This is a genomic window from Streptomyces sp. NPDC004051, assembly GCF_053604275.1.
Genome location: NZ_JBSGHG010000003.1, coordinates 56148 through 75049, shown reverse-complemented (window position 1 = coordinate 75049; position 18902 = coordinate 56148). Strand labels below are relative to the sequence as shown.

Annotated in this window: 19 protein-coding genes and 1 pseudogene; 12 read left to right on the top strand and 8 right to left on the bottom strand. The window is 71.6% G+C overall.

From position 1 onward, the window contains the following. Positions 1–44 precede the first annotated feature (44 nt). Complete coding sequence (locus tag ACWEQO_RS05640; protein WP_452979299.1) at positions 45–311, top strand: TM2 domain-containing protein; 267 nt, start codon at positions 45–47, stop codon at positions 309–311. A 101-nt stretch (positions 312–412) separates the two neighbouring features. Here the strand turns inward: ACWEQO_RS05640 and ACWEQO_RS05635 are convergent, their stop codons facing one another. From ACWEQO_RS05635 to ACWEQO_RS05615, 5 genes are all read right to left on the bottom strand, one after another. Further along, a complete protein-coding gene (locus ACWEQO_RS05635) occupies positions 413–1192 on the bottom strand; it encodes a succinate dehydrogenase iron-sulfur subunit (protein ID WP_452979297.1) in 780 nt (259 codons plus the stop codon). Next, positions 1192–2946 carry a succinate dehydrogenase flavoprotein subunit gene (sdhA, locus tag ACWEQO_RS05630; protein ID WP_361450198.1) on the bottom strand — a complete coding sequence of 585 codons (1755 nt, stop codon included), beginning with the start codon at positions 2944–2946 and terminating at the stop codon, positions 1192–1194. The genes ACWEQO_RS05635 and sdhA overlap by 1 nt, the downstream gene beginning before the upstream one ends. 19 nt (positions 2947–2965) lie before the next feature. After that, a complete protein-coding gene (locus ACWEQO_RS05625; RefSeq protein WP_361450201.1) occupies positions 2966–3448 on the bottom strand; it encodes a succinate dehydrogenase hydrophobic membrane anchor subunit in 483 nt (160 codons plus the stop codon). 5 nt (positions 3449–3453) lie between these two features. Then, a complete protein-coding gene (gene sdhC, locus ACWEQO_RS05620) occupies positions 3454–3834 on the bottom strand; it encodes a succinate dehydrogenase, cytochrome b556 subunit (RefSeq protein ID WP_279334318.1) in 381 nt (126 codons plus the stop codon). Positions 3835–4069: 235 nt separating this feature from the next. After that, complete coding sequence (locus ACWEQO_RS05615; RefSeq protein WP_452979734.1) at positions 4070–4675, bottom strand: 2-oxo-4-hydroxy-4-carboxy-5-ureidoimidazoline decarboxylase; 606 nt, start codon at positions 4673–4675, stop codon at positions 4070–4072. Between the two features lie 315 nt (positions 4676–4990). Here ACWEQO_RS05615 and ACWEQO_RS05610 point away from each other — a divergent pair, with 315 nt between their 5' ends. From ACWEQO_RS05610 to ACWEQO_RS05600, 3 genes are all read left to right on the top strand, one after another. Continuing rightward, complete coding sequence (locus tag ACWEQO_RS05610; protein ID WP_452979731.1) at positions 4991–6568, top strand: beta-N-acetylhexosaminidase; 1578 nt, start codon at positions 4991–4993, stop codon at positions 6566–6568. Positions 6569–6684: 116 nt separating this feature from the next. Next, complete coding sequence (locus ACWEQO_RS05605; protein ID WP_452979291.1) at positions 6685–7242, top strand: hypothetical protein; 558 nt, start codon at positions 6685–6687, stop codon at positions 7240–7242. 108 nt (positions 7243–7350) lie between these two features. Then, a complete protein-coding gene (locus ACWEQO_RS05600) occupies positions 7351–7929 on the top strand; it encodes a hypothetical protein (RefSeq protein ID WP_361450210.1) in 579 nt (192 codons plus the stop codon). Between the two features lie 57 nt (positions 7930–7986). Here the strand turns inward: ACWEQO_RS05600 and ACWEQO_RS05595 are convergent, their stop codons facing one another. Continuing rightward, positions 7987–8481, bottom strand: a complete 495-nt coding sequence (locus tag ACWEQO_RS05595) for a DUF1877 family protein (RefSeq protein ID WP_361450213.1) — start codon at positions 8479–8481, stop codon at positions 7987–7989. 229 nt (positions 8482–8710) lie between these two features. On the opposite strand from ACWEQO_RS05595, the gene ACWEQO_RS05590 reads away from it, so the two are divergent. From ACWEQO_RS05590 to ACWEQO_RS05570, 5 genes are all read left to right on the top strand, one after another. After that, positions 8711–9118 (top strand): hypothetical protein, encoded by a 408-nt coding sequence (locus ACWEQO_RS05590; protein WP_452979728.1) that lies wholly within the window; start codon positions 8711–8713, stop codon positions 9116–9118. A gap of 195 nt (positions 9119–9313) precedes the next feature. Further along, a complete protein-coding gene (locus ACWEQO_RS05585) occupies positions 9314–9931 on the top strand; it encodes an RNA polymerase sigma factor (RefSeq protein WP_361450216.1) in 618 nt (205 codons plus the stop codon). A gap of 241 nt (positions 9932–10172) precedes the next feature. Beyond that, the gene (locus ACWEQO_RS05580; RefSeq protein WP_452979286.1) at positions 10173–11000 is read left to right on the top strand and encodes a hypothetical protein; all 828 of its coding nucleotides are present in this window, start codon (positions 10173–10175) and stop codon (positions 10998–11000) included. A 362-nt stretch (positions 11001–11362) separates the two neighbouring features. Beyond that, positions 11363–12037, top strand: a complete 675-nt coding sequence (locus ACWEQO_RS05575; protein ID WP_361450221.1) for an RNA polymerase sigma factor — start codon at positions 11363–11365, stop codon at positions 12035–12037. Beyond that, on the top strand, positions 12037–13188 hold the full coding sequence (locus tag ACWEQO_RS05570; protein WP_452979282.1) for a hypothetical protein: 1152 nt from the start codon (positions 12037–12039) through the stop codon (positions 13186–13188). Before ACWEQO_RS05575 ends, ACWEQO_RS05570 begins: the two co-directional genes overlap by 1 nt. A 214-nt stretch (positions 13189–13402) precedes the next feature. Here ACWEQO_RS05570 and ACWEQO_RS05565 read toward each other — a convergent pair whose 3' ends face one another. Continuing rightward, positions 13403–14278 (bottom strand): L,D-transpeptidase family protein, encoded by an 876-nt coding sequence (locus tag ACWEQO_RS05565; protein ID WP_452979279.1) that lies wholly within the window; start codon positions 14276–14278, stop codon positions 13403–13405. A 331-nt stretch (positions 14279–14609) separates the two neighbouring features. On the opposite strand from ACWEQO_RS05565, the gene ACWEQO_RS05560 reads away from it, so the two are divergent. The 3 genes from ACWEQO_RS05560 to leuE all read left to right on the top strand — a co-directional run bounded on the left by ACWEQO_RS05560 (position 14610) and on the right by leuE (position 17570). Next, positions 14610–16208 carry an acyl-CoA mutase large subunit family protein gene (locus ACWEQO_RS05560; RefSeq protein ID WP_452979276.1) on the top strand — a complete coding sequence of 533 codons (1599 nt, stop codon included), beginning with the start codon at positions 14610–14612 and terminating at the stop codon, positions 16206–16208. A gap of 92 nt (positions 16209–16300) precedes the next feature. Beyond that, positions 16301–16876 carry a Uma2 family endonuclease gene (locus ACWEQO_RS05555; protein WP_452979273.1) on the top strand — a complete coding sequence of 192 codons (576 nt, stop codon included), beginning with the start codon at positions 16301–16303 and terminating at the stop codon, positions 16874–16876. A 43-nt stretch (positions 16877–16919) separates the two neighbouring features. Further along, entirely contained in the window at positions 16920–17570 is a 651-nt protein-coding gene (gene leuE / locus ACWEQO_RS05550; RefSeq protein WP_452979270.1) for a leucine efflux protein LeuE, read from the top strand. A 52-nt stretch (positions 17571–17622) separates the two neighbouring features. Here the strand turns inward: leuE and ACWEQO_RS05545 are convergent. Continuing rightward, positions 17623–18768: pseudogene (locus ACWEQO_RS05545) on the bottom strand (acyltransferase family protein). Positions 18769–18902: the final 134 nt, after the last annotated feature.

The window sequence follows — 18902 nt, the reverse complement described above, 5'->3', positions numbered from 1 at the left end:
GCACCCACCGCTTTCCTCCTCCGTTCTTCCCCAGGAGTACCGCCATGACCGTCCCCCCCAACCCCAAGGCCCCCTTCGGCGTCGACCCGCAGGGTCGTCCGTACTCGGACAAGTCGAAGATCGTCGCCGGTATTCTCCAGCTCTTCCTGGGCGGCCTGGGGATCGGCCGGTTCTACGTCGGTTCGGTCGGCGTCGGCATCGCCCAGCTGCTCACCTGCGGCGGCCTCGGTGTCTGGTCGCTGATCGACGGCATCATCTTCCTGGTCAGCAACGACCGCACCGACAAGGAAGGCCGCGTGCTGCGCGGCTGACGTCGTCGTCCGGCTTCTGCCCGGCGGCACGAACGGACCGAGGGCCCCGATCCGGTGGATCGGGGCCCTCGGCCGTCACGGCGCGGAGCGTCGGAGGAACCTCAGAAGCGGCGCGTGATGAGCGCCCGCTTCACCTCCGCGATCGCCTTGGTGACCTCGATGCCGCGCGGGCACGCGTCCGTGCAGTTGAAGGTCGTCCGGCAGCGCCAGACGCCGTCACGGTCGTTGAGGATCTCCAGGCGCTGCTCGCCGGCCTCGTCACGCGAGTCGAAGATGAAGCGGTGCGCGTTGACGATCGCGGCCGGACCGAAGTACTGGCCGTCGTTCCAGAAGACCGGGCACGAGGACGTGCAGGCGGCGCACAGGATGCACTTCGTCGTGTCGTCGAAGCGCTCGCGGTCCTCGGCGGACTGCAGCCGCTCACGCGTGGGCTCGTTGGTCTCCTTCGTGATCAGGAAGGGCATCACGTCCCGGTAGGCCTGGAAGAACGGCTCCATGTCCACGACCAGGTCCTTGAGGACCGTGAGGCCCTTGATGGGCTCGACCGTGATCGGCTTCTCGGGGTTGAGGTCCTTGATCAGCGTCTTGCACGCCAGGCGGTTGGTGCCGTTGATCCGCATGGCGTCGGAGCCGCAGATGCCGTGGGCGCAGGAGCGACGGAAGGTCAGGGTGCCGTCCAGGTCCCACTTGATCTTGTGCAGACCGTCGAGGACGCGTTCCTTGGGGTCGATCTCCAGCTGGAAGTCTTCCCAGGTCGCCTCCGCCGAGACCTCCGGGTTGAACCGGCGGATCCGGAAGGTGACGGTGATGTAGGGGGAGGCGGCGGAGCCGGGCTCGGGCGAGCCGGCCGCGTCCGCCTTGTCCAGAACAGGGGTAGCCATCAGTACTTACGCTCCATCGGCTGGTAGCGGGTCTGGACGACCGGCTTGTAGTCGAGACGGATGGACTCGGTGCCGTCGTCGCCCACCTCGCGGTACGCCATGGTGTGGCGCATGAAGTTGACGTCGTCGCGGTTCGGGTAGTCCTCGCGGTAGTGACCGCCGCGGGACTCCTTGCGGGCCAGTGCGGAGACGGCCATGACCTCGGCCAGGTCGAGCAGGTTGCCCAGCTCGACGGCCTCCAGCAGGTCGGTGTTGAACCGCTTGCCCTTGTCCTGGATGGCGACGTTCCTGTAGCGCTCGCGCAGCTCGCCGATCTTCTCGACCGCCGTCTTGATCGTCTGCTCGGTGCGGAACACCATGACGTTGGCGTCCATGGTCTCCTGCAGCTCGCGGCGGATCTCGGCCACCCGCTCGGTGCCGGTGGAGGTCCGCAGCCGCTCGATCTGCTCGGCGACGAACGACTCCGGGTTCTCCGGGAGCTCGACGAAGTCGGCCGTGTGCGCGTACTCGGCCGCCGCGATGCCCGCCCGCTTGCCGAACACGTTGATGTCCAGCAGCGAGTTGGTGCCCAGGCGGTTGGCGCCGTGCACCGACACGCACGCGACCTCGCCGGCCGCGTACAGGCCCGGCACGACGGTGGTGTTGTCCGCCAGGACCTCGCCCTGGACGTTCGTCGGGATGCCGCCCATGGCGTAGTGCGCGGTCGGCTGGATCGGGATCGGGTCCGTGTACGGCTCGATGCCCAGGTAGGTGCGCGCGAACTCGGTGATGTCGGGCAGCTTGGCGTCCAGCTGCTCCGGCGGGAGGTGGGTCAGGTCCAGGTAGACGTGGTCGCCCTCGGGACCGCAGCCGCGGCCCTCGCGGATCTCCGTGTAGATGGAGCGGGACACGACGTCACGGGAGGCGAGGTCCTTCATGACCGGCGCGTACTTCTCCATGAAGCGCTCGCCGTCCTTGTTGCGCAGGATGCCGCCCTCACCGCGGGCGCCCTCCGTCAGCAGGATGCCCATCCGCCAGATGCCGGTCGGGTGGAACTGGAAGAACTCCATGTCCTCCAGCGGCAGCCCGCGCCGGTACACGGCCGCCTGGCCGTCACCGGTCAGGGTGTGCGCGTTGGACGTCACCTTGAAGAACTTGCCGTTGCCGCCGGAGGCGTAGATCACGGACTTCGCCTGGAAGACGTGGAGCTCACCGGTGGCCAGCTCGTACGCCACCACACCGGCCGACTTCCTGACGCCGTCGACCTCGGTGATCAGCTGGTCCAGGACGTAGAACTCGTTGAAGAACTCCACGCCCTCCTTGACGCAGTTCTGGTACAGCGTCTGAAGGATCATGTGACCGGTGCGGTCGGCCGCGTAGCAGGAGCGGCGGACCGGGGCCTCGCCGTGGTTGCGGCTGTGGCCGCCGAAGCGGCGCTGGTCGATGGTGCCGTCCGGGGTCCGGTTGAACGGCAGGCCCATCTTCTCCAGGTCGAGGACGGAGTCGATGGCCTCCTTCGCCAGGATCTCGGCGGCGTCCTGGTCGACCAGGTAGTCACCGCCCTTGACCGTGTCGAAGGTGTGCCACTCCCAGTTGTCCTCCTCCACGTTGGCCAGCGCGGCGGCCATGCCGCCCTGCGCGGCGCCCGTGTGGGAGCGCGTGGGGTAGAGCTTGGTCAGCACGGCGGTGCGGCTGCGCTTGGTCGCCTCGATGGCCGCGCGCATGCCCGCGCCACCGGCGCCGACGATGACGGTGTCGTACTTGTGGATCTTCATGAGTCTCGCAGCCCCGTGCCTAGCGGATGTTCGGGTCGAAGGTGAAGATCACCAGCGTGCCCAGCAGGATGGTGAACACCGTGGCGGTGTAGAGGAGGCCCTTGAGCCACAGCCGGGTGTTCGTGCGCTCCGCGTAGTCGTTGATGACCGTGCGCAGGCCGTTCGCTCCGTGCAGCATCGCGAGCCACAGCATCAGCAGGTCCCAGACCTGCCAGAACGGCGAGGCCCAGCGGCCGGCCACGAAGGCGAAGCCGATCTTGGAGACGCCGCCGTCCAGGACGAGCTGGATCAGCAGGTGTCCGATGACCAGGACGACCAGGACGACACCGGACAGGCGCATGAACAGCCAGGCGACCATCTCGAAGTTGCCCCGGGTGCTCTTCGGGGTCTTCTTGGTGCGGGCGCGGGGCGGCTCGATCACGGGCGCAGGGTTGTCGACCGAGTAGAGCGAGTCGCCTTCGACGGGGCCGATGCCCGAGGCGGTGGATTCAGTCGTGGACATTGGCGTCAGCTCCCGAACAGTTCACGAGCGGCGTGGCCGAGCACGGGGTAGATCGCTCCGAGCATCAGCACGACCCACACGGCGACGACGGTCCAGAGCATCTGCTTCTGGTACCGGGCGCCCTGGAGCCAGAAGTCGACGGCGATGACGCGCAGGCCGTTGAGCGCGTGGAAGAGCACGGCGGCCACGAGGCCGTACTCCAGCAGCGCGACGATCGGCGTCTTGTACGTGGCCACGACGGTGTCGTAGGCCTCCGGGGACACGCGCACGAGGGCGGTGTCCAGCACGTGAACGAACAGGAAGAAGAAGATGAGGACGCCGGTGACTCGATGAGCCACCCAGGACCACATTCCTTCCCGGCCGCGGTACAGCGTTCCAGCCGGCACGGAAATTTCCTCCGGGAGCGGTGGTTGGGGCCGCGCCGGCTTCTCCGTGTCGGTCGGGCCCGGCCGGGTACGGTCCACCGGCCCCTAGCATCGTAGCCACGTGTTGCCGGGAGGCGGACAGGGGCCCTGCCGCTGTGATCGAACTGGCACGCTTACGGGCTAGAGAAGCGGCTTCTGGGCGGGATGTCCGGTGGCGGGCCGGGAACGGCGCCGCCGGGGCGGGTGCCGCGGCCTGTCAGCGGTCCCCGTCCGAGAGGAGAGCGGTCAGGCGGCCCCGTGCCAGGCGCCGGAGTTCCTCCCCCGCGACCAGACGCTCCTCCTCCGGATCGTTGGCCAATCGTGACCGGATGCCCTCGAGGACGTGGTCCAGGACCTCCTCCGGCTTCAGGTCGTCCACGTAGATGACGAACGGGTGCCCGAACCGGCTCTCGTAGGCCGCGTTGGCGGCGTCCAGCGCCGTGTGGGCGGCGGAGTAGGCGTCCTCCGGAAGGCCGGGGAGGGCCTCCGCGGCCAGGGCCGCGAGGCGCTCCGCGCGGGGCAGGTCGTAGGCGGCCTCGTCCGCTGCCGCCAGGAGGGAGTCCAGGTCCGGGTACGGACGGTGGGTCGCGACGCGCACCGCCCAGCCGGGGCTGTGCAGGCAGGTCAGCAGGGCGCGCTCGGCGTCCTCGGCGGACGCCGCGTTGAAGCGCTCCAGCGGGGACGGGGCACCGTGGGGCGCGTCGGTCGGGCCGGACGTGTCGGGCGTGGGCGTGCCGCGCGACTGTCCGGGTATGGCGACACGGCCGGGGCGATGCGGGAGACGGTACGCAGGCAGCGTGAGTCCTCGGGGTGTCACGGGGATCGGTGGGTGGGCCCGTCGATGGGGCTGGGTGTCGGGGTGTCGGGGTGTCATGAGGAGGTGAGGCGGTGGGGTGACGAGGTGGTGAGGGATCGGGCGGCGGGTGGTGTGAGAGTTGTGTCGTCACGTTATCGAGTGAGTCCATGACGTGTCCGATCGATATCCGAAATTCACCCGGACGGGAGAGTTTCGGAACAGCCCGTCGATGCCCCTCACCCGTACGGGTCGTAGGTTGGCCGTGTGAGTCAGCACAGGCAGGGCAGGCGTCGGGGTCGTCGGGCGCGTAGGGCATCGGTTCAGGAGAAGCGGCGGCGGACGCTGCTCGTGGCCCTGGCCGCGGGCGCGGTGGTCGCGGCGTCCGGGGTGGGCCTCGGGCTCTGGGCGGCCTCGGACGACGCCGGTTCCGCCGCCTCCCGGTCCGGGAACTCCGCGGGCTCGCCGCCGGAGCCGAGCCCCACCCGCTCCTACCCGCTGTCCGAGGCGCCCCGGACCATACCCGCCGTCCGCGAGCACAGCGCCGAGCGCGGCCCCGGCTGGCGTCCCGAGCGCGGCCACCGGGTGATCGTCGGCGATCCGGCGCTGGCCGACGAGGGCCGCCTCATAGCCGGTGAGCTGGGCCTGACGTACGCGGGGCAGAAGGACGACGAGCGCGCCGGGGACCTGCGCCTGGTGCTGAACAAGGACAAGGGCGCGAACCCCGAGGCGTACACCATGACCGTGCGGGGCGGCCGGGTGACCGTCAGCGCCCCCGCCGAGGCGGGCGTCTTCTACGGCACCCGCACCCTCAAGCAGCAGATACGCGGCGCCGAGACCGCTCCCGAGGGCGTGGTGCGCGACGAGCCCGCCAAGCAGCGGCGCGGCATGATGCTGGACGTCGCGCGCAAGCATTTCACCGCCGACTGGATCGAGGACCGGGTCCGTGAGCTCGGCGACCTGAAGTTCAACGAGCTGGGGCTGCACTTCTCCGACGACCAGGGCTTCCGCATCGAGTCCGACTCGCACCCGGAGATCGTCTCCGAGCAGCACCTGACCAAGGCGCAGGTCAAGCGGATCGTCGACCTCGCGGCGAGCCGGCACATCACCGTCGTGCCCGAGATCGACTCGCCCGGACACCTCGGCGCGGTCATCGCCGCCCATCCCGACCTCCAGCTGCGCAACGTGAACGGCGGCGTGGTGCGCGGCGCGATCGACATCTCCAAGGCCGAGTCCGCCGAGATCGTCGACGACCTGCTGGACGAGTACGCCGGACTCTTCCCCGGCGGCCAGTGGCACCTCGGCGCCGACGAGTACCAGGCGCTGGTGGTCTCCGACCCGGAGGCGTCGTTCCCGGGCCTGGCCGCCGCGGCGCGGAAGAAGTACGGCTCCGGCGCCACCGTCGAGGACCTGGCCACCGGCTGGCTCAACGACCGTGCCGACACCGTCCGCGCCCACGACCGCACACCCCGCGCCTGGAACGACGGCTTCTTCAAGGGCGGCTCGGTGAAGGCGGCCGAGGACGTCCAGATCGCCTACTGGACCGGCAAGGAGATCGGCGCCCGCCAGCCGGTGGAGTACCTGAGCGAGGGCCGCGAGGTCGTCAACTACAACGACGAGTTCCTCTACTACGTGCTCGGGGAGCCGCACACCTTCGTCTACCCGACGGGCGAGCGGATCTACGAGCAGTGGACGCCGCTGGTGCTGCGCGGCACCACCGCGGTGCCCGCCAAGTACGACGGACAGATCCTCGGCGGGTCCTTCGCCGTCTGGTGCGACCTGGCGAACTCCCAGACCCAGGAGCAGGTCGCGGCCGGGATACGGATGCCGCTGCGGGCGACGGTGCAGAAACTCTGGCACCCGGACGGCGAGCCGGAGCTGTCCTGGGCGGAGTTCCGGGCCCTGGCGGACGAGCTGGACTGAGGCGGCGGTTGCGACAAGGTCACGAACGGACGGATTGCGGCGTATTCCTGCGAACCCCCGTGCGACTGTGGTGGTCTTCTGTCGAGCCGAGACCGACACGGGGGGAATACCGGCACATGGGCTACTGGGGGTATTTCGTCGTGGGTCGCGGCGAGCGGCCGCTCGCCGAACTGGACGCGCTGGCCGGCGCCCGGGGCATGACCCTGCGCACGTCGGCGCCGGGCGGCTGGCAGCTCTGGGAGTACCCGAGCGGCGACGGCGGCATCGGGAGCATGAACGACCTCGCCGGACAGACGGGCGCGCCCGCGCTGTTCGGCTACGTGATGGACAGCGCCTGCGCGGTGGTGGAGGCGGCGGCGCCGGAGAGCGGCGCGTGGACCACCTGCCTGGCGCGCGCCGCGATGGCGGACCGCCTCGGCGCGGGAACGGACGGCGGGCGGGACGACGGGGAGGAGAGCGGTGTCCGGCGGGAGGGACTCACGCTGGAGGACTACTTCCTCGAGCCCCGGGACGCCGCGGACCGTGCCGTCGAATGGGCCGCCGAGGCCGGGCACACCGTGTCCGCCGGGGCACTGGTCGAGATCCTGACCGCCGAGCCCGGCCCCGGTCCCGGGCCCGTGGCCGAAAACCTCCTCTTCCGCTTACTCGACCGGCTCGGAGTGGTGCCTCTGTGACACTCCCGGGCCGTCGCACGCAGTAAGGGGAAATGCGGCCTCCGCCCCGTGAGGTCCGTGAAGGGGGCCTTGTCAGGGGCCTGCGAAGACCCGCTGAGGGAGACGTTGATGAGTCTGGTGGAACTGATCGCGCAGGCGGACGAGCGCGGGCTGGCCGCGAGCGGTCTGGCTTGTTTGGACCGGTGTGTGCCGCTGCTGGGCGGCGACGACGAGACGCTGCGCCCCCTGTGGGGGAGCCTCGCCGAGGACGCCGCCGCCGACGACTGGGCGCAGCGGCTGGAGCAGACGCGGGGCAAGCTGGACGGGGCGGTCGACGGGGCCGCCGACGGTGACGCCGTGGCGCTCGCGCACCGGATGCTCGCCACCGCTCCCGCCGAGCGCTCCGCGCCCGTGCTGGAGGAGTGGGTGCACGACTGCTCCGTCACCGCGCTGCGGATCCACCGGATCCTGGACGGCGGTGCTCCGCACGAGGACGTGGCGGACGGGATCGCGGCGGCCCGCAGGGGCCGTACGGAGGGGCTGCCGCTGTCGCCGCTGGCCGCCGCCGAACTGCGCCGCCAGATCACCGTTCTGGAGGTCCTGGCCGGTCACGGCCCGGCCGGACTGCGCCGCGCGCTCGAGGTGTCGACGGAGGGCCGCCGCGTACTGGTCGCCGCGCTGTCCCGCCGGAGCCGCAGGGACGGCTGAGGGACGATCGAGGGACGACTGAGGAACGGCTGGCCGGCGGGGGGCGGTCGTCCGGGGTCAGGGCAGGAACCACTTCACCACCGCCTCCCGCCGCCGTGCCGTGCACGTGTAGAACGCGGTCAGGTCGCGGTGGGCCGCCGCGAAGGCGTCGCGCGCCTGCGGTTCCAGGCCGGGCCCGCCGTAGCGCGGGAGGATCCGGTCCCGGGCCCGTCGCCACAGCGCGTCGAAGTCGGCGGTCTCCAGGAAACCGGCGACGCGGCCGGCCTGGGCCGAGGTCAGCAGCAGGAAGGGCGGCCGGTCCGGGCCGGGCGGGACGACCGGGCGGCCGCCGAGGACTACGTGGGCGGGCGGGCCGTCCGGAGCGTGCCGCGGGGCCGTACCGGTGTAGAGGAACTCCTGGTCGAGGTATCCCTTGTCCAGGATCTCCTCACGGTGCCGGCCGATGCGTTCGCGCACGGCCTCCCAGTCGTCCTCGAACAACCGCAGCAGCCAGGCGGGGCTGTTGCGCAGGGCCGGGGACGGCACGGCGCGCAGATGGAAGTACGTACTCATCGAAGACAGGAGCGCGGCGCACCCCCGATCCGTCACCCCCGTGTCGACATCCCCGCCGAATCCCGGCCGAACGGGCACGGTCTGTGACCGCGGTGCGGTGGCCCTGGGGCGGTTCTGCGCAGGTTGCGGGATCGGGCGGAATCGCGGTGACGAATCCGTCGGCCCGAGCGCTCTACCGAGTGTGACGACTCCGATGACCCCGACGACTCCGATGACCCCGGCGGCCGTGATGACCCCGACGGCCGCGCCGACTGCGACGGCGCAGCAGGGGACCAGGCCCTCGGCCGCGACCAAGCCCGTGCGGTGGGCGGCGGACACCGTGACGACGATGCGTGAAGGGGCGGGGCTGCGACTCGACTACTCGGTGCGCAGTCTGTGGAGCGTCGACCGCACGATCGAGGAGATACGCCGGGAGGCGGCCCCGTACGCCGCCGTGGAGACGGTGCTGCGCGGATTCGGCGCCTATGCCGGTGAGGTGATCGTGCGCCGGACCGGAGGAGAGTGGTGGGCCTCGGGCGGCGACCACTGGGTCCGCACCCCCGACGGCCGCTTCTGGGACCCCGTGGACGAGGCCCGCCGCTGCTACACGGGAGACGGCTCACTGCGCCTGCTGTGCCGGGACGCGTCGCGGACGTGACGCGCGGCGCGTGCGGTCACGGCGCCCGGCCGGTCCGTGGCCCCTCGGTCCCTCGCAACGGGAGGGACGCACAAGGCGGCTGACGGGCTGTGACATTTTCGTGGCGCCGGACGCTGATGACCGTGGGGCGGGCTGCGACCCGAGGTGTCGCACCGGACGGTCGCCCCGTGAACCCGGTACGGACGAGGACGGTTCTTGGGCAAGGGAGGGGTGCCCCGTCGCGCGAAGGCGCACGACGGGGAGCTGGGCGCGGCCGTCGCGCGGGCCCAGGACGGGGACGAGGCCGCCTTCGCCGTGGCCTACCGGCTCGTCCAGCCCGGACTGCTCGGGTACGTGCGCGGGCTGGTCGGTGACGACGCCGAGGACGTGACGTCGGACGCCTGGCTGGAGATAGCCCGCGACCTGGGCAGGTTCAAGGGCGACGGGGCGGGGTTCCGGGGCTGGACGGCGACCGTCGCCCGACACCGGGCGCTGGACCACCTGCGCCGGCAACGGGTGCGGCCCCGCCCCTCGGCACTGGAACAGGACGTGCTGGACCTCCCCGGCCGGCAGAGCACGCACGAGATGGCGCTGGAGGCCATCTCCACGGAGCACGCCCTGGCGCTGGTCGCGGGACTGCCCCGGGACCAGGCCGAGGCCGTACTGCTGCGGGTGGTCGTCGGCCTCGACGGCCCTGCCGCCGCCCGCGTCCTCGGAAAGCGGCCGGGCGCGGTACGGACGGCCGCGTACCGGGGGCTGAAACGCCTGGCCGCCCAACTGGGCGGCGAGGGTGTGACGGATGAGGCCTCCCGGACGCTGGGTGAGTCGAAGTGACCCGTTCCCGGGACGGCGTGTGAGGGCGGACGGGGGCGGGGCCCCGCCCGGACCGGCAGGCCCCGGCGACCCGCGGCCCTCGGCCCGCCAGGCGGTCTGAACAGGCCGGACGCGCGGAACGTATGCGTCGGTCAGGCCGTACCGACCTGGTCCGCGGGGCACGCGGGCCGCGCGGACCGGCCGTGCCGGGCGGGGCGGGGCCGGGGTGGACCGGGTGGATCGAGCAGGGACGGAAACGGACATGGGTGAGCGGAGGAACGACGGTGCGCCGTCCGGCCGTCGGCACGGGCGCCCCGAGGGCGTGTCGCGGGGCCGCCCCGGCTCCGGTCCGCACGCCGTCCGCGGCACCGAGGACATCGAGGCACTGCTCGTCCGGGCGCTGGTCCGGGAGGACGTCGACCACGAGGCCGAGCAACGGGCCGTGGCCGCGTTCCGGGAGGCGCGGGAGACGGGCGCGCACCGCACCGGCGCCCTCACCCGGCGCCGGGACGACTGGCGGCCGCGGGAGCGGCGGCTCGGTCGCTTCTCGGTGAAGGCCACCTTCTCCGTCCTGGTCGTCGGCCTCAGCCTGGGAGGGGTCGCCGTCGCCGGGATCGGCGCGGACGGCCCGGTGACGGACGGCCCCGGGGACGAAGGGAACCGGAGCCCCACCACGGCCCCGACCGACACCACGGCTCCGGCCGACGTCCCGGCGCCGGCCGACACCACGGCTCCGGCCGGTGCTCCGGCGTCCGGGAGCCCGTCCGCCGGCCGGTCCTCCGGCGCCGGTGCGGACTCCTCGCCGGGTTCCGACCCCGCCGCGCCGGAGCGCCCTGCCCGGGCCCGGGACGTCGAGGCCCACTGCCGGGCGTACGAGCGGGTCGAAGGGCGCGGCAGGGCGCTGGAGTCGGTCGCCTGGAAGCGGCTCGTCGAGGCGGCGGGCGGCGCGGCGAACATCGACGCGTACTGCGCCGAGCGGCTGCGGCCGACGACGGGTGCGGCGAAACCCGGCGGCACCGGAGCTTCGGGCAACGGCGCGGGCGACAGCCGGGGCACACCCGCTCAGCCGGGTGGCGGGAAGAACCCGTAGTCCCGTCCCGTCGGCCGCCGAGACGACGGCCGGGGCCGCCACCCCCCACAGGAGAGGCCCCGGCCGTCGCGCGGCACGGGCCGCGCGGCGGCCCGTAACCCCTACAGCGTCAGTTGTGCGTTTTCTGTCACACCGGCAGGTCACAGCTCTGTGGAACCATGCACGAAATCGGGGACGGGCATGGACGAGGAGAGGTTTCAGGTCGTAACGTGCCTTTCGCGTCAGGCCGTGAAGGACAACCGACCACCACCGTCACTGGCCGTGGAGCAGGCCCTAGAGTTCCGTAACTGATCGAATGACCACGACGGCGAGTACCCGGTCCGCGGAAGCGGCGCCGGCTGAGGCGCAGAAGGGCGCGCGCGGTGTTGGGGGACGACGCGGAGTTGACCACCGCGGTGAGGGCGGCACAGGACGGGGACGAGACCGCGTTCCGGACCGTGTACCGGGCCGTGCATCCGCGGTTGCTGGGGTACGTGCGCACACTGGTCGGCGATCTCGACGCGGAGGACGTGACGTCCGAGGCATGGCTGCAGATCGCCCGGGACCTGCAGCGGTTCAGCGGTGACGCGGACCGGTTCCGCGGCTGGGCCGCCCGGATCGCCCGCAACCGCGCCCTCGACCACATACGCATGCGCGGGCGCCGCCCCGCGATCGGCGGCGACGAGACCGAACTGACCGGCCGGGCCGCGGCGTTCGACACCGCCGACCGGGCCATCGAGGCGATGGCCACCGACGGCGCCCTCGCCTTCATCGCCCGACTGCCGCAGGACCAGGCCGAGGCCGTCGTCCTCCGGGTGGTCGTGGGCCTCGACGCGAAGACCGCCGCCGAGACGCTGGGCAAACGACCGGGCGCCGTCCGCACGGCCGCGCACCGGGGCCTGAAACGGCTGGCCGAGATGCTCGACGATGATCCGGAGGCACATCCGGAATCCGCCGGAGCACTCGACGCCCTCCCTCACCAGAGAGAACCGCGTCGCCCCGCGGTGACGTCCGCGAGTGTGACGCATATGCGAGCGCGGACGCAGAAGGACATGTGATGGCCGACGAGCAGTACAGGTGGCTGAACCGCGAAATTGCGGAGCGACTGCTGAACGGAGAGCCACTCGAAGCTGCCGACCCGGCCACCCACGACCAGGCGGAACGCCTCGCCCGAACGCTCGGCGCGCTCTCCTCCCCCTCCTCGCCCCCGTCGGCCGACGAGGAACTCCCGGGTGAGGCCGCCGCGTTGGCAGCCTTCCGCAAGGTGCGCGAGGAACGCACGGCACAACCGCACGCCGACCCGTCCGCCGTGTCCGACCCGGCCGCCGCGGACCGGGCCGGGACGCGGTCCGCCGACGCCGGGCTGATCCGTATCGGCACCCCGGGCGCGGACGGTTCCGGAGCCCGGCGGGGACCCCACTGGGCACGTTTCGCGCGTTACGGACTGGCGGCCGCGCTCACTGTGGGCATGTTCGGTGGAGCGGCGGTCGTGGCCGCGACCGGCGTCCTGCCGACGTCCTCCGCGGGGTCCTCGGGCTCCGGCCCCACGGCCTCCGCCACGGCCACTCCCGAACACCCCCAGCAGCCGCCCCCGACGAAGGGGGACCCGCGGGACGGAGCCGTGCCGGAGGCCGAGCCGGGCAAGCGTCCCGGGGACGGCGAGGCGGTCACGGGGCAGGGGGACGGGCCGGGCGGCGACAAGGACACCGACGAGGACGACGGTACGGCGGTGCGGCAGGGCGACCCGGTGGTCGGCGCCGGCCGCGGGCACATCGCCTCGGCCTGCCGTGCGCTGCGCGACGGCAGGAAGCTCCAGGGGCACCGCAGGCACGCCCTGGAGGAGGCCGCGGGCGGCTCCTCCCAGGTTGGGCCGTACTGCGAGAAGGTCCTGGCCGCCCGAGGCGGGGAAACCGGCTCAGGAGGCGGCACGAGCTCCGGCGACGGCTCCGGTTCCGGCTCCACGGAGCAGAACAACGGCGACCCCGACACCCGCGGCAAGGGCAAGCACAAGGGCAGGGGCCACGGCAACGGCAACGGTGGCAACAAGGGCAACAAGGGCAACGGGAACAACGGCAACCAGGGCGCGGGCAAGGGCAACGGCGGCAACAACACCGACAATGCCGACAACAACGGCAACAACGGCAACAACGGCAACAACGGCAAGGGTGACGGCGACAACAACGACAAGGCTGCCGACCAACCCGGCTGACCTGCGACTTTGTCGGCCTTGCTCGGCTCTTGGCCGCCAGGTGTGACGTTTTTCGCCGCCGGTACGCAGTAATGAGTGAGCCGACTGGTCATCGGCTTTCGCACGGAGCCAGGGTTCCCCCCGTACCTGTGGCTCGTGCACCTCGGCGCGGGCGGGACACGTTCCCCCGGTCCCGCCCGCGCCCTTTCCCGCCCCGCGTGCCCGCGCGGTGCGCTCACCCGTGGACGACGACCTTGTCGCCGGTGCGCACCTGTCCGTACAGCCGGGCGATGGCAGCCTCGTCCCGCACGTTGACGCAGCCGTGCGAGGAACCGGCGTAGCCCCGTGCGGCGAAGTCCGCCGAGAAGTGCACGGCCTGGCCGCCGCTGAAGAACATGGCGTACGGCATCGGCGAGTCGTAGAGCGTCGACCAGTGGTCGCGGGACTTCCAGTAGACCTGGAAGACCCCGTCACGGGTCGGTGTCGGGTCGGCGCCGAAACGGACGGGCAGCGTCATCACGGTCCGCCCGTCGATCATCCAGCGCAGGGTGCGGGTGGACTTGCTGATGCACAGCACCCGGCCCGTCCGGCACCGGGCGTCGGGGGCGGCGGCGGGCTGGCCGCCCATCAGGTACAGCTCCCACTTGCCCGGTTCGCGCGTCATGCCGAGCAGCCGCTGCCAGGTGACGGTGTCGGTCCTCCCGGTCCGCGGCAGTCCGCGCTTGCCCTGGAACCCCTCGACCGCCTTCCTCGTCCGGTCGTCGTACGTCCCGGTGGGGCCGTCGAACAGCCAGGCGACCTGACGCAGCCGGGCCTGGAGCTCGCGGACGTCGCGCCCCGAGTCGCCGGGCGACCAGAGCACCCGCGCGGGCGGCCGCGGCGGCGCGGCGGTCTCCGCACCGTCACGGCGGCCCTTCCCCTCGCCGCCGGAACCGGAACCGGAACCGGAGTCCGGGAGCCGGTACGCGGGCGGTGTCCCGCTCGGTCTCTCGACGTGCATCGGTGACCGCCGCCCGCCGTCGGCGTCGACGGGTTGCACCTTGCACCCCACGGCACCGCCGGTCAGGGCGGCCAGCGCCAGGAACACGGCCACCGCTCTCCCCGCCCCCATGCCCGTACTACACACGTGGCCCCCCGGGTCGTCCGACCGGTCGTGGTCGGTCGTCATCTAGGTTTTTTCCCTGAGATGTTCCCCGGACGTGACCGCTTCCGAACCACGGGGCATGGTGGTGGTGACGGGAAGACGGCCGGGTCCGCGTGTGCTGTGAGCGCGGTCCCACCGGCCCTGTGAGCAAGGTCCCAGCGTGCGCCTCTGCACCGGGCCGCACCCGCACGGCTACAGTCCGTCGAAGCGTCGGCTCTTTACTGGCGGGTAGTTGCGGTAACTGACGGGTAACAGGCGAGCGGGCCGAGCAGCACCGCTCAGCGGGAGGCATCACACCATGGCGCGCGAGTCGGGCAGTGCCCGGACCACCGAGAGCGGACTGCCCATCGAACCGGTCTACGGGCCGGACTCCCTCGAGGGCTGGGACCCGGCCGAGCAGCTGGGCGCCCCGGGCGCCTACCCGTTCACCCGGGGCGTGTACCCGACGATGTACACCGGCCGTCCCTGGACGATGCGCCAGTACGCCGGTTTCGGCACGGCCACCGAGTCCAACGCGCGGTACCAGCAGTTGATCGCCAACGGCACGATGGGCCTGTCGGTCGCCTTCGACCTGCCCACCCAGATGGGCCACGACTCGGACGCCCCGATCGCCTCCGGCGAGGTCGGCAAGGTGGGCGTCGCCATCGACTCGATCGACGACATGCGGGTGCTGTTCGGCGGCATCCCGCTGGACCAGGTCTCGACGTCGATGACGATCAACGCGCCCGCCGCCCTCCTGCTGCTCCTGTACCAACTGGTCGCCGAGGAGCAGGGCGTGCCGGCCGGCAAGCTCACCGGCACGATCCAGAACGACGTGCTGAAGGAGTACATCGCGCGCGGGACGTACATCTTCCCGCCGAAGCCCTCCCTCCGGCTGATCGCCGACATCTTCAAGTACTGCCGGGCCGAGATCCCGAAGTGGAACACGATCTCGATCTCCGGCTACCACATGGCCGAGGCGGGCGCCTCCCCCGCGCAGGAGATCGCGTTCACGCTGGCCGACGGCATCGAGTACGTCCGTACTGCGGTCGCGGCCGGGATGGACGTCGACGACTTCGCCCCGCGGCTGTCGTTCTTCTTCGTCTCCCGGACGACGATCCTGGAGGAGGTCGCCAAGTTCCGGGCGGCACGCCGGATCTGGGCGCGGGTGATGAGGGAGGAGTTCGGGGCTAAGAACCCGAAGTCCCTGATGCTGCGTTTCCACACGCAGACCGCCGGTGTGCAGCTGACGGCCCAGCAGCCCGAGGTCAACCTGGTCCGCGTCGCCGTCCAGGGCCTGGCGGCGGTGCTCGGCGGCACCCAGTCCCTGCACACCAACTCCTTCGACGAGGCCATCGCGCTGCCCACCGACAAGTCCGCCCGCCTCGCCCTGCGCACCCAGCAGGTCCTGGCCTACGAGACGGACGTGACGGCGACCGTCGACCCCTTCGCGGGCTCCTACGTCATCGAGAGGATGACCGACGAGGTGGAGGCCGCGGCGCTGGAGCTGATGCAGAAGGTCGAGGACCTCGGCGGCGCGGTCAACGCCATCGAGCACGGTTTCCAGAAGAGCGAGATCGAGCGCAGCGCCTACCGCATCGCCCAGGAGACCGACTCCGGCGAACGGGTCGTGGTCGGCGTCAACCGCTACCAGCTCGACGCGGAGGAGCCGTACGAGCCGCTGCGCGTCGACCCGGCGATCGAGGCCCAGCAGGCCGAACGCCTGGCCAAGCTCCGCGCGGAGCGCGACCAGGGCGCCGTGGACTCGGCACTCGCCGCCCTGAAGAAGGCCGCGGAGGGCGAGGACAACGTCCTGTACCCGATGCGCGAGGCCCTGAAGGCGCGGGCGACGGTGGGCGAGGTGTGCAACGCGCTGCGGGAGATCTGGGGGACGTACGTGCCCAGCGACGCGTTCTGACCTGGGCTGTTAATCCATACGAGTGATCATGGGCGGTATTCGACCCGCCCCGGTTACTCTCGTGGAGAGTGGGCCCCGAAAAGGAGGACGCCATGGCCGTACTGCAGCAGGAGCTGACCCTGGGCGAGGCTGCCGACCAGCTTGCCCGTGCACTGCCTGGCCACCGCGTGGAGATTCTCCAGGGGAGGCTCACTGTGACACCGCCGCCGGATGGCTCGCATCAGCTTGCGCTGACCAAAATCGGTAGGGCGTTCGACCGTGCTGGGATCACCGAGACCGGGCTGGAATACGTCCAGGGTGTCGGGCTCTGGTTGCCGACACTGCCGGCGGACTTCGCGATCCCGGACTTCTCCGTTGTCGACGAGGACTTCCGCGACGCCTACGTCACCAAGAACTACTACGCGCCGAACGTCTTCCGCCTCGTCGTCGAGATCACGTCGTCGAACTGGTCGGACGACCTCGGCCCCAAGGTCGAGTGCTACGCCCAGGCGGGCATCCCGGCCTACCTGGTCGTGGACCGCAAGCACGATGAGGTCCTGCTCTACACAGAACCGGCCGAAGGCAAGTACCCCGGCCCTCAGCGCTTCAAGCGCGGTCAGGACGTGGCCCTCCCGGAGTCGGTCGGCGTGCACGTGGAGCTCTCCGTGGACACACTTCTCGACGGCTGAAATACCGGCGCGGAGTGTCGCAAACTCGTGCGACACTCCCTCCATGTTCGGCGTCACAGACCTCCCCACCTACCTGGCAGGGCTCGTCCTCATCGTGCTGCTGCCCGGCCCCAACTCCCTGTACGTGCTGTCCGTCGCCGCCCGCCGGGGCGTACGGGCCGGGTACACCGCCGCGGCCGGGGTCTGGTGCGGGGACGCCGTGCTGATGACGCTGTCGGCCGCCGGAGCCGCCTCGCTGCTCCAGGCGAACGCCTTCCTGTTCGGGATCGTGAAGCTGCTGGGCGCCGGATATCTGACCTGGCTCGCCATCGGCATGCTCCGCGCCGCCTGGACGATGTGGCGCACGCGCCGGGAGTACGACCCGGCCGGGGTCCCGGCCGCCGCCACCGCCGCGGAGCGGCCCTTCCGCCAGGCGTTCGTCATCAGCCTCTTCAACCCGAAGGCGATCCTGTTCGTCGTCGCCTTCTTCGTGCAGTTCGTCGACCCGGGTTACGCCTATCCCGCCCTGTCCTTCGTGATCCTCGGAGCCATGCTCCAGCTCGCCAGCGGCCTCTACCTCAGTGCGCTGATCTTCGGCGGCACCCGGCTCGCCGACGCCTTCCGCCGCCGCCGGAGCCTGTCGGCGGGCGCGACCTCGGCGGCGGGCGCCTTGTTCCTGGGCTTCGCGGTGAAGCTGTCGCTGGCGAGCGCGTAGGGCCGCGCCCGCCCGGTCGGCGGGCAGGTGGCTGTCCGAGGGCTGCCGGTGGTCAGGCAGCCTCGGACGGTGGCTTGGCGGAGGGCCGAGACAGCAGGGTCCGGATCTTCGGGGTCAGGGCGTCCTCCGCATACCGGTTCAGCAGCCAGGCCAGTGCCAGCATCGCGGCGATGGTCAGGGCGAAGGTCTCCGCCGAACCGATGCCCAGGCCGCGGTGCAGGGCGTGGATGACCACCCAGCCCAGGTGCTCGTGGACCAGGTAGAACGGGTAGGTGAGGGCGCCCGCGACGGTCAGCCAGCGCCAGTTCGCCCGGTCCAGCCGGCCCAGCGCGACGGCGGCGACCGCGACGAAGCCGAGCGTGACGATCAGGACGATGCCGAACGAGGTCCGGTGGGAGAAGGCGTCCGGGCTCGGCGCGTGCCACAGGTCCCGGACCGCGTAGTGCTGGCCGATCAGCCAGCTCACCCCGACGGTGCCCCAGGCGTAGGAGTCCCTGCGGTCGCGGTGGACCAGGTAGAGGCCGATGCCGCCGACGAAGAACGGGGCGTGCTCGGGCATGAGGACGAGGTCGAGCAGCGGCTCGTTCGCGCCCTCGGCGATCGCGGCGGCCAGGATCCACAGCGCGCAGAACAGGATCACCCGCCGCCGGCTCGCCCCGGGCATCACCACGCACAGGGCGAACAGCGCGTAGAAGCGGACCTCCGCCCACAGCGTCCAGCACACGCCCAGCACCCGGTCCACGCCGAGCGGCTGCTGGAGCAACGTCAGGTTCACCAGGGCGTCGCTCGGTGAGACCGCCTCGTGGACGACCACCGGCAGGGCGAACACCGCCGTCACCAGCAGGACCGCCACTCAGTAGGCGGGCAGCAGCCGGGAGGCGCGGGAGGCGAAGAACGACCGCAGCGGACGGCCCCAGCCGCTCATGCAGATGACGAAACCACTGATCACGAAGAAGACCTGGACGCCGAGGCAGCCGTACGAGAAGTACGCGTGCAGGGTGGGGAACTGCTCCTTCGGCGAGCTTCCCCAGGCGGTGGTGACCTCGCCGCCCCGCCCGCCGTAGTGGTAGGCCGCGACCATCAGCGCGGCCAGCAGCCGCAGCCCGTCCAGGGCGCGCAGCCGGGGCCGCCCGCGCGGTTCCCCCTTCTCCGCCTGCCGGGTCGTTCCGGGCGCCGGACGGGCGAGCGTGCTGGTCAAGGAAAGCCCCAGGGGTTCATGATTCCGGCCGGTTCCGGCCGCGGACACGTCAGCACGCTAGTCCGAGGAACGGAGGGCAATCGGACGCCGGGCCAACGATTCCCCCTCCGGTAGAGGCGAGTTCACCTGGATGT

Excerpts from the sequence above, each read along its gene's own strand:
- ACWEQO_RS05605 (WP_452979291.1), top strand. The coding sequence starts at position 6,685 with ATGGGCTACTGGGGGTATTTCGTCGTGGGTCGCGGCGAGCGGCCGCTC.
- ACWEQO_RS05635 (WP_452979297.1), bottom strand. The coding sequence starts at position 1,192 with ATGGCTACCCCTGTTCTGGACAAGGCGGACGCGGCCGGCTCGCCCGAG.
- ACWEQO_RS05595 (WP_361450213.1), bottom strand. The coding sequence starts at position 8,481 with ATGAGTACGTACTTCCATCTGCGCGCCGTGCCGTCCCCGGCCCTGCGC.
- ACWEQO_RS05560 (WP_452979276.1), top strand. The coding sequence starts at position 14,610 with ATGGCGCGCGAGTCGGGCAGTGCCCGGACCACCGAGAGCGGACTGCCC.
- ACWEQO_RS05590 (WP_452979728.1), top strand. The coding sequence starts at position 8,711 with ATGACCCCGACGGCCGCGCCGACTGCGACGGCGCAGCAGGGGACCAGG.
- ACWEQO_RS05640 (WP_452979299.1), top strand. The coding sequence starts at position 45 with ATGACCGTCCCCCCCAACCCCAAGGCCCCCTTCGGCGTCGACCCGCAG.
- sdhA (WP_361450198.1), bottom strand. The coding sequence starts at position 2,946 with ATGAAGATCCACAAGTACGACACCGTCATCGTCGGCGCCGGTGGCGCG.
- ACWEQO_RS05570 (WP_452979282.1), top strand. The coding sequence starts at position 12,037 with ATGGCCGACGAGCAGTACAGGTGGCTGAACCGCGAAATTGCGGAGCGA.
- ACWEQO_RS05580 (WP_452979286.1), top strand. The coding sequence starts at position 10,173 with ATGGGTGAGCGGAGGAACGACGGTGCGCCGTCCGGCCGTCGGCACGGG.
- ACWEQO_RS05600 (WP_361450210.1), top strand. The coding sequence starts at position 7,351 with ATGAGTCTGGTGGAACTGATCGCGCAGGCGGACGAGCGCGGGCTGGCC.
- ACWEQO_RS05625 (WP_361450201.1), bottom strand. The coding sequence starts at position 3,448 with ATGTCCACGACTGAATCCACCGCCTCGGGCATCGGCCCCGTCGAAGGC.
- leuE (WP_452979270.1), top strand. The coding sequence starts at position 16,920 with ATGTTCGGCGTCACAGACCTCCCCACCTACCTGGCAGGGCTCGTCCTC.
- ACWEQO_RS05565 (WP_452979279.1), bottom strand. The coding sequence starts at position 14,278 with ATGGGGGCGGGGAGAGCGGTGGCCGTGTTCCTGGCGCTGGCCGCCCTG.
- ACWEQO_RS05555 (WP_452979273.1), top strand. The coding sequence starts at position 16,301 with ATGGCCGTACTGCAGCAGGAGCTGACCCTGGGCGAGGCTGCCGACCAG.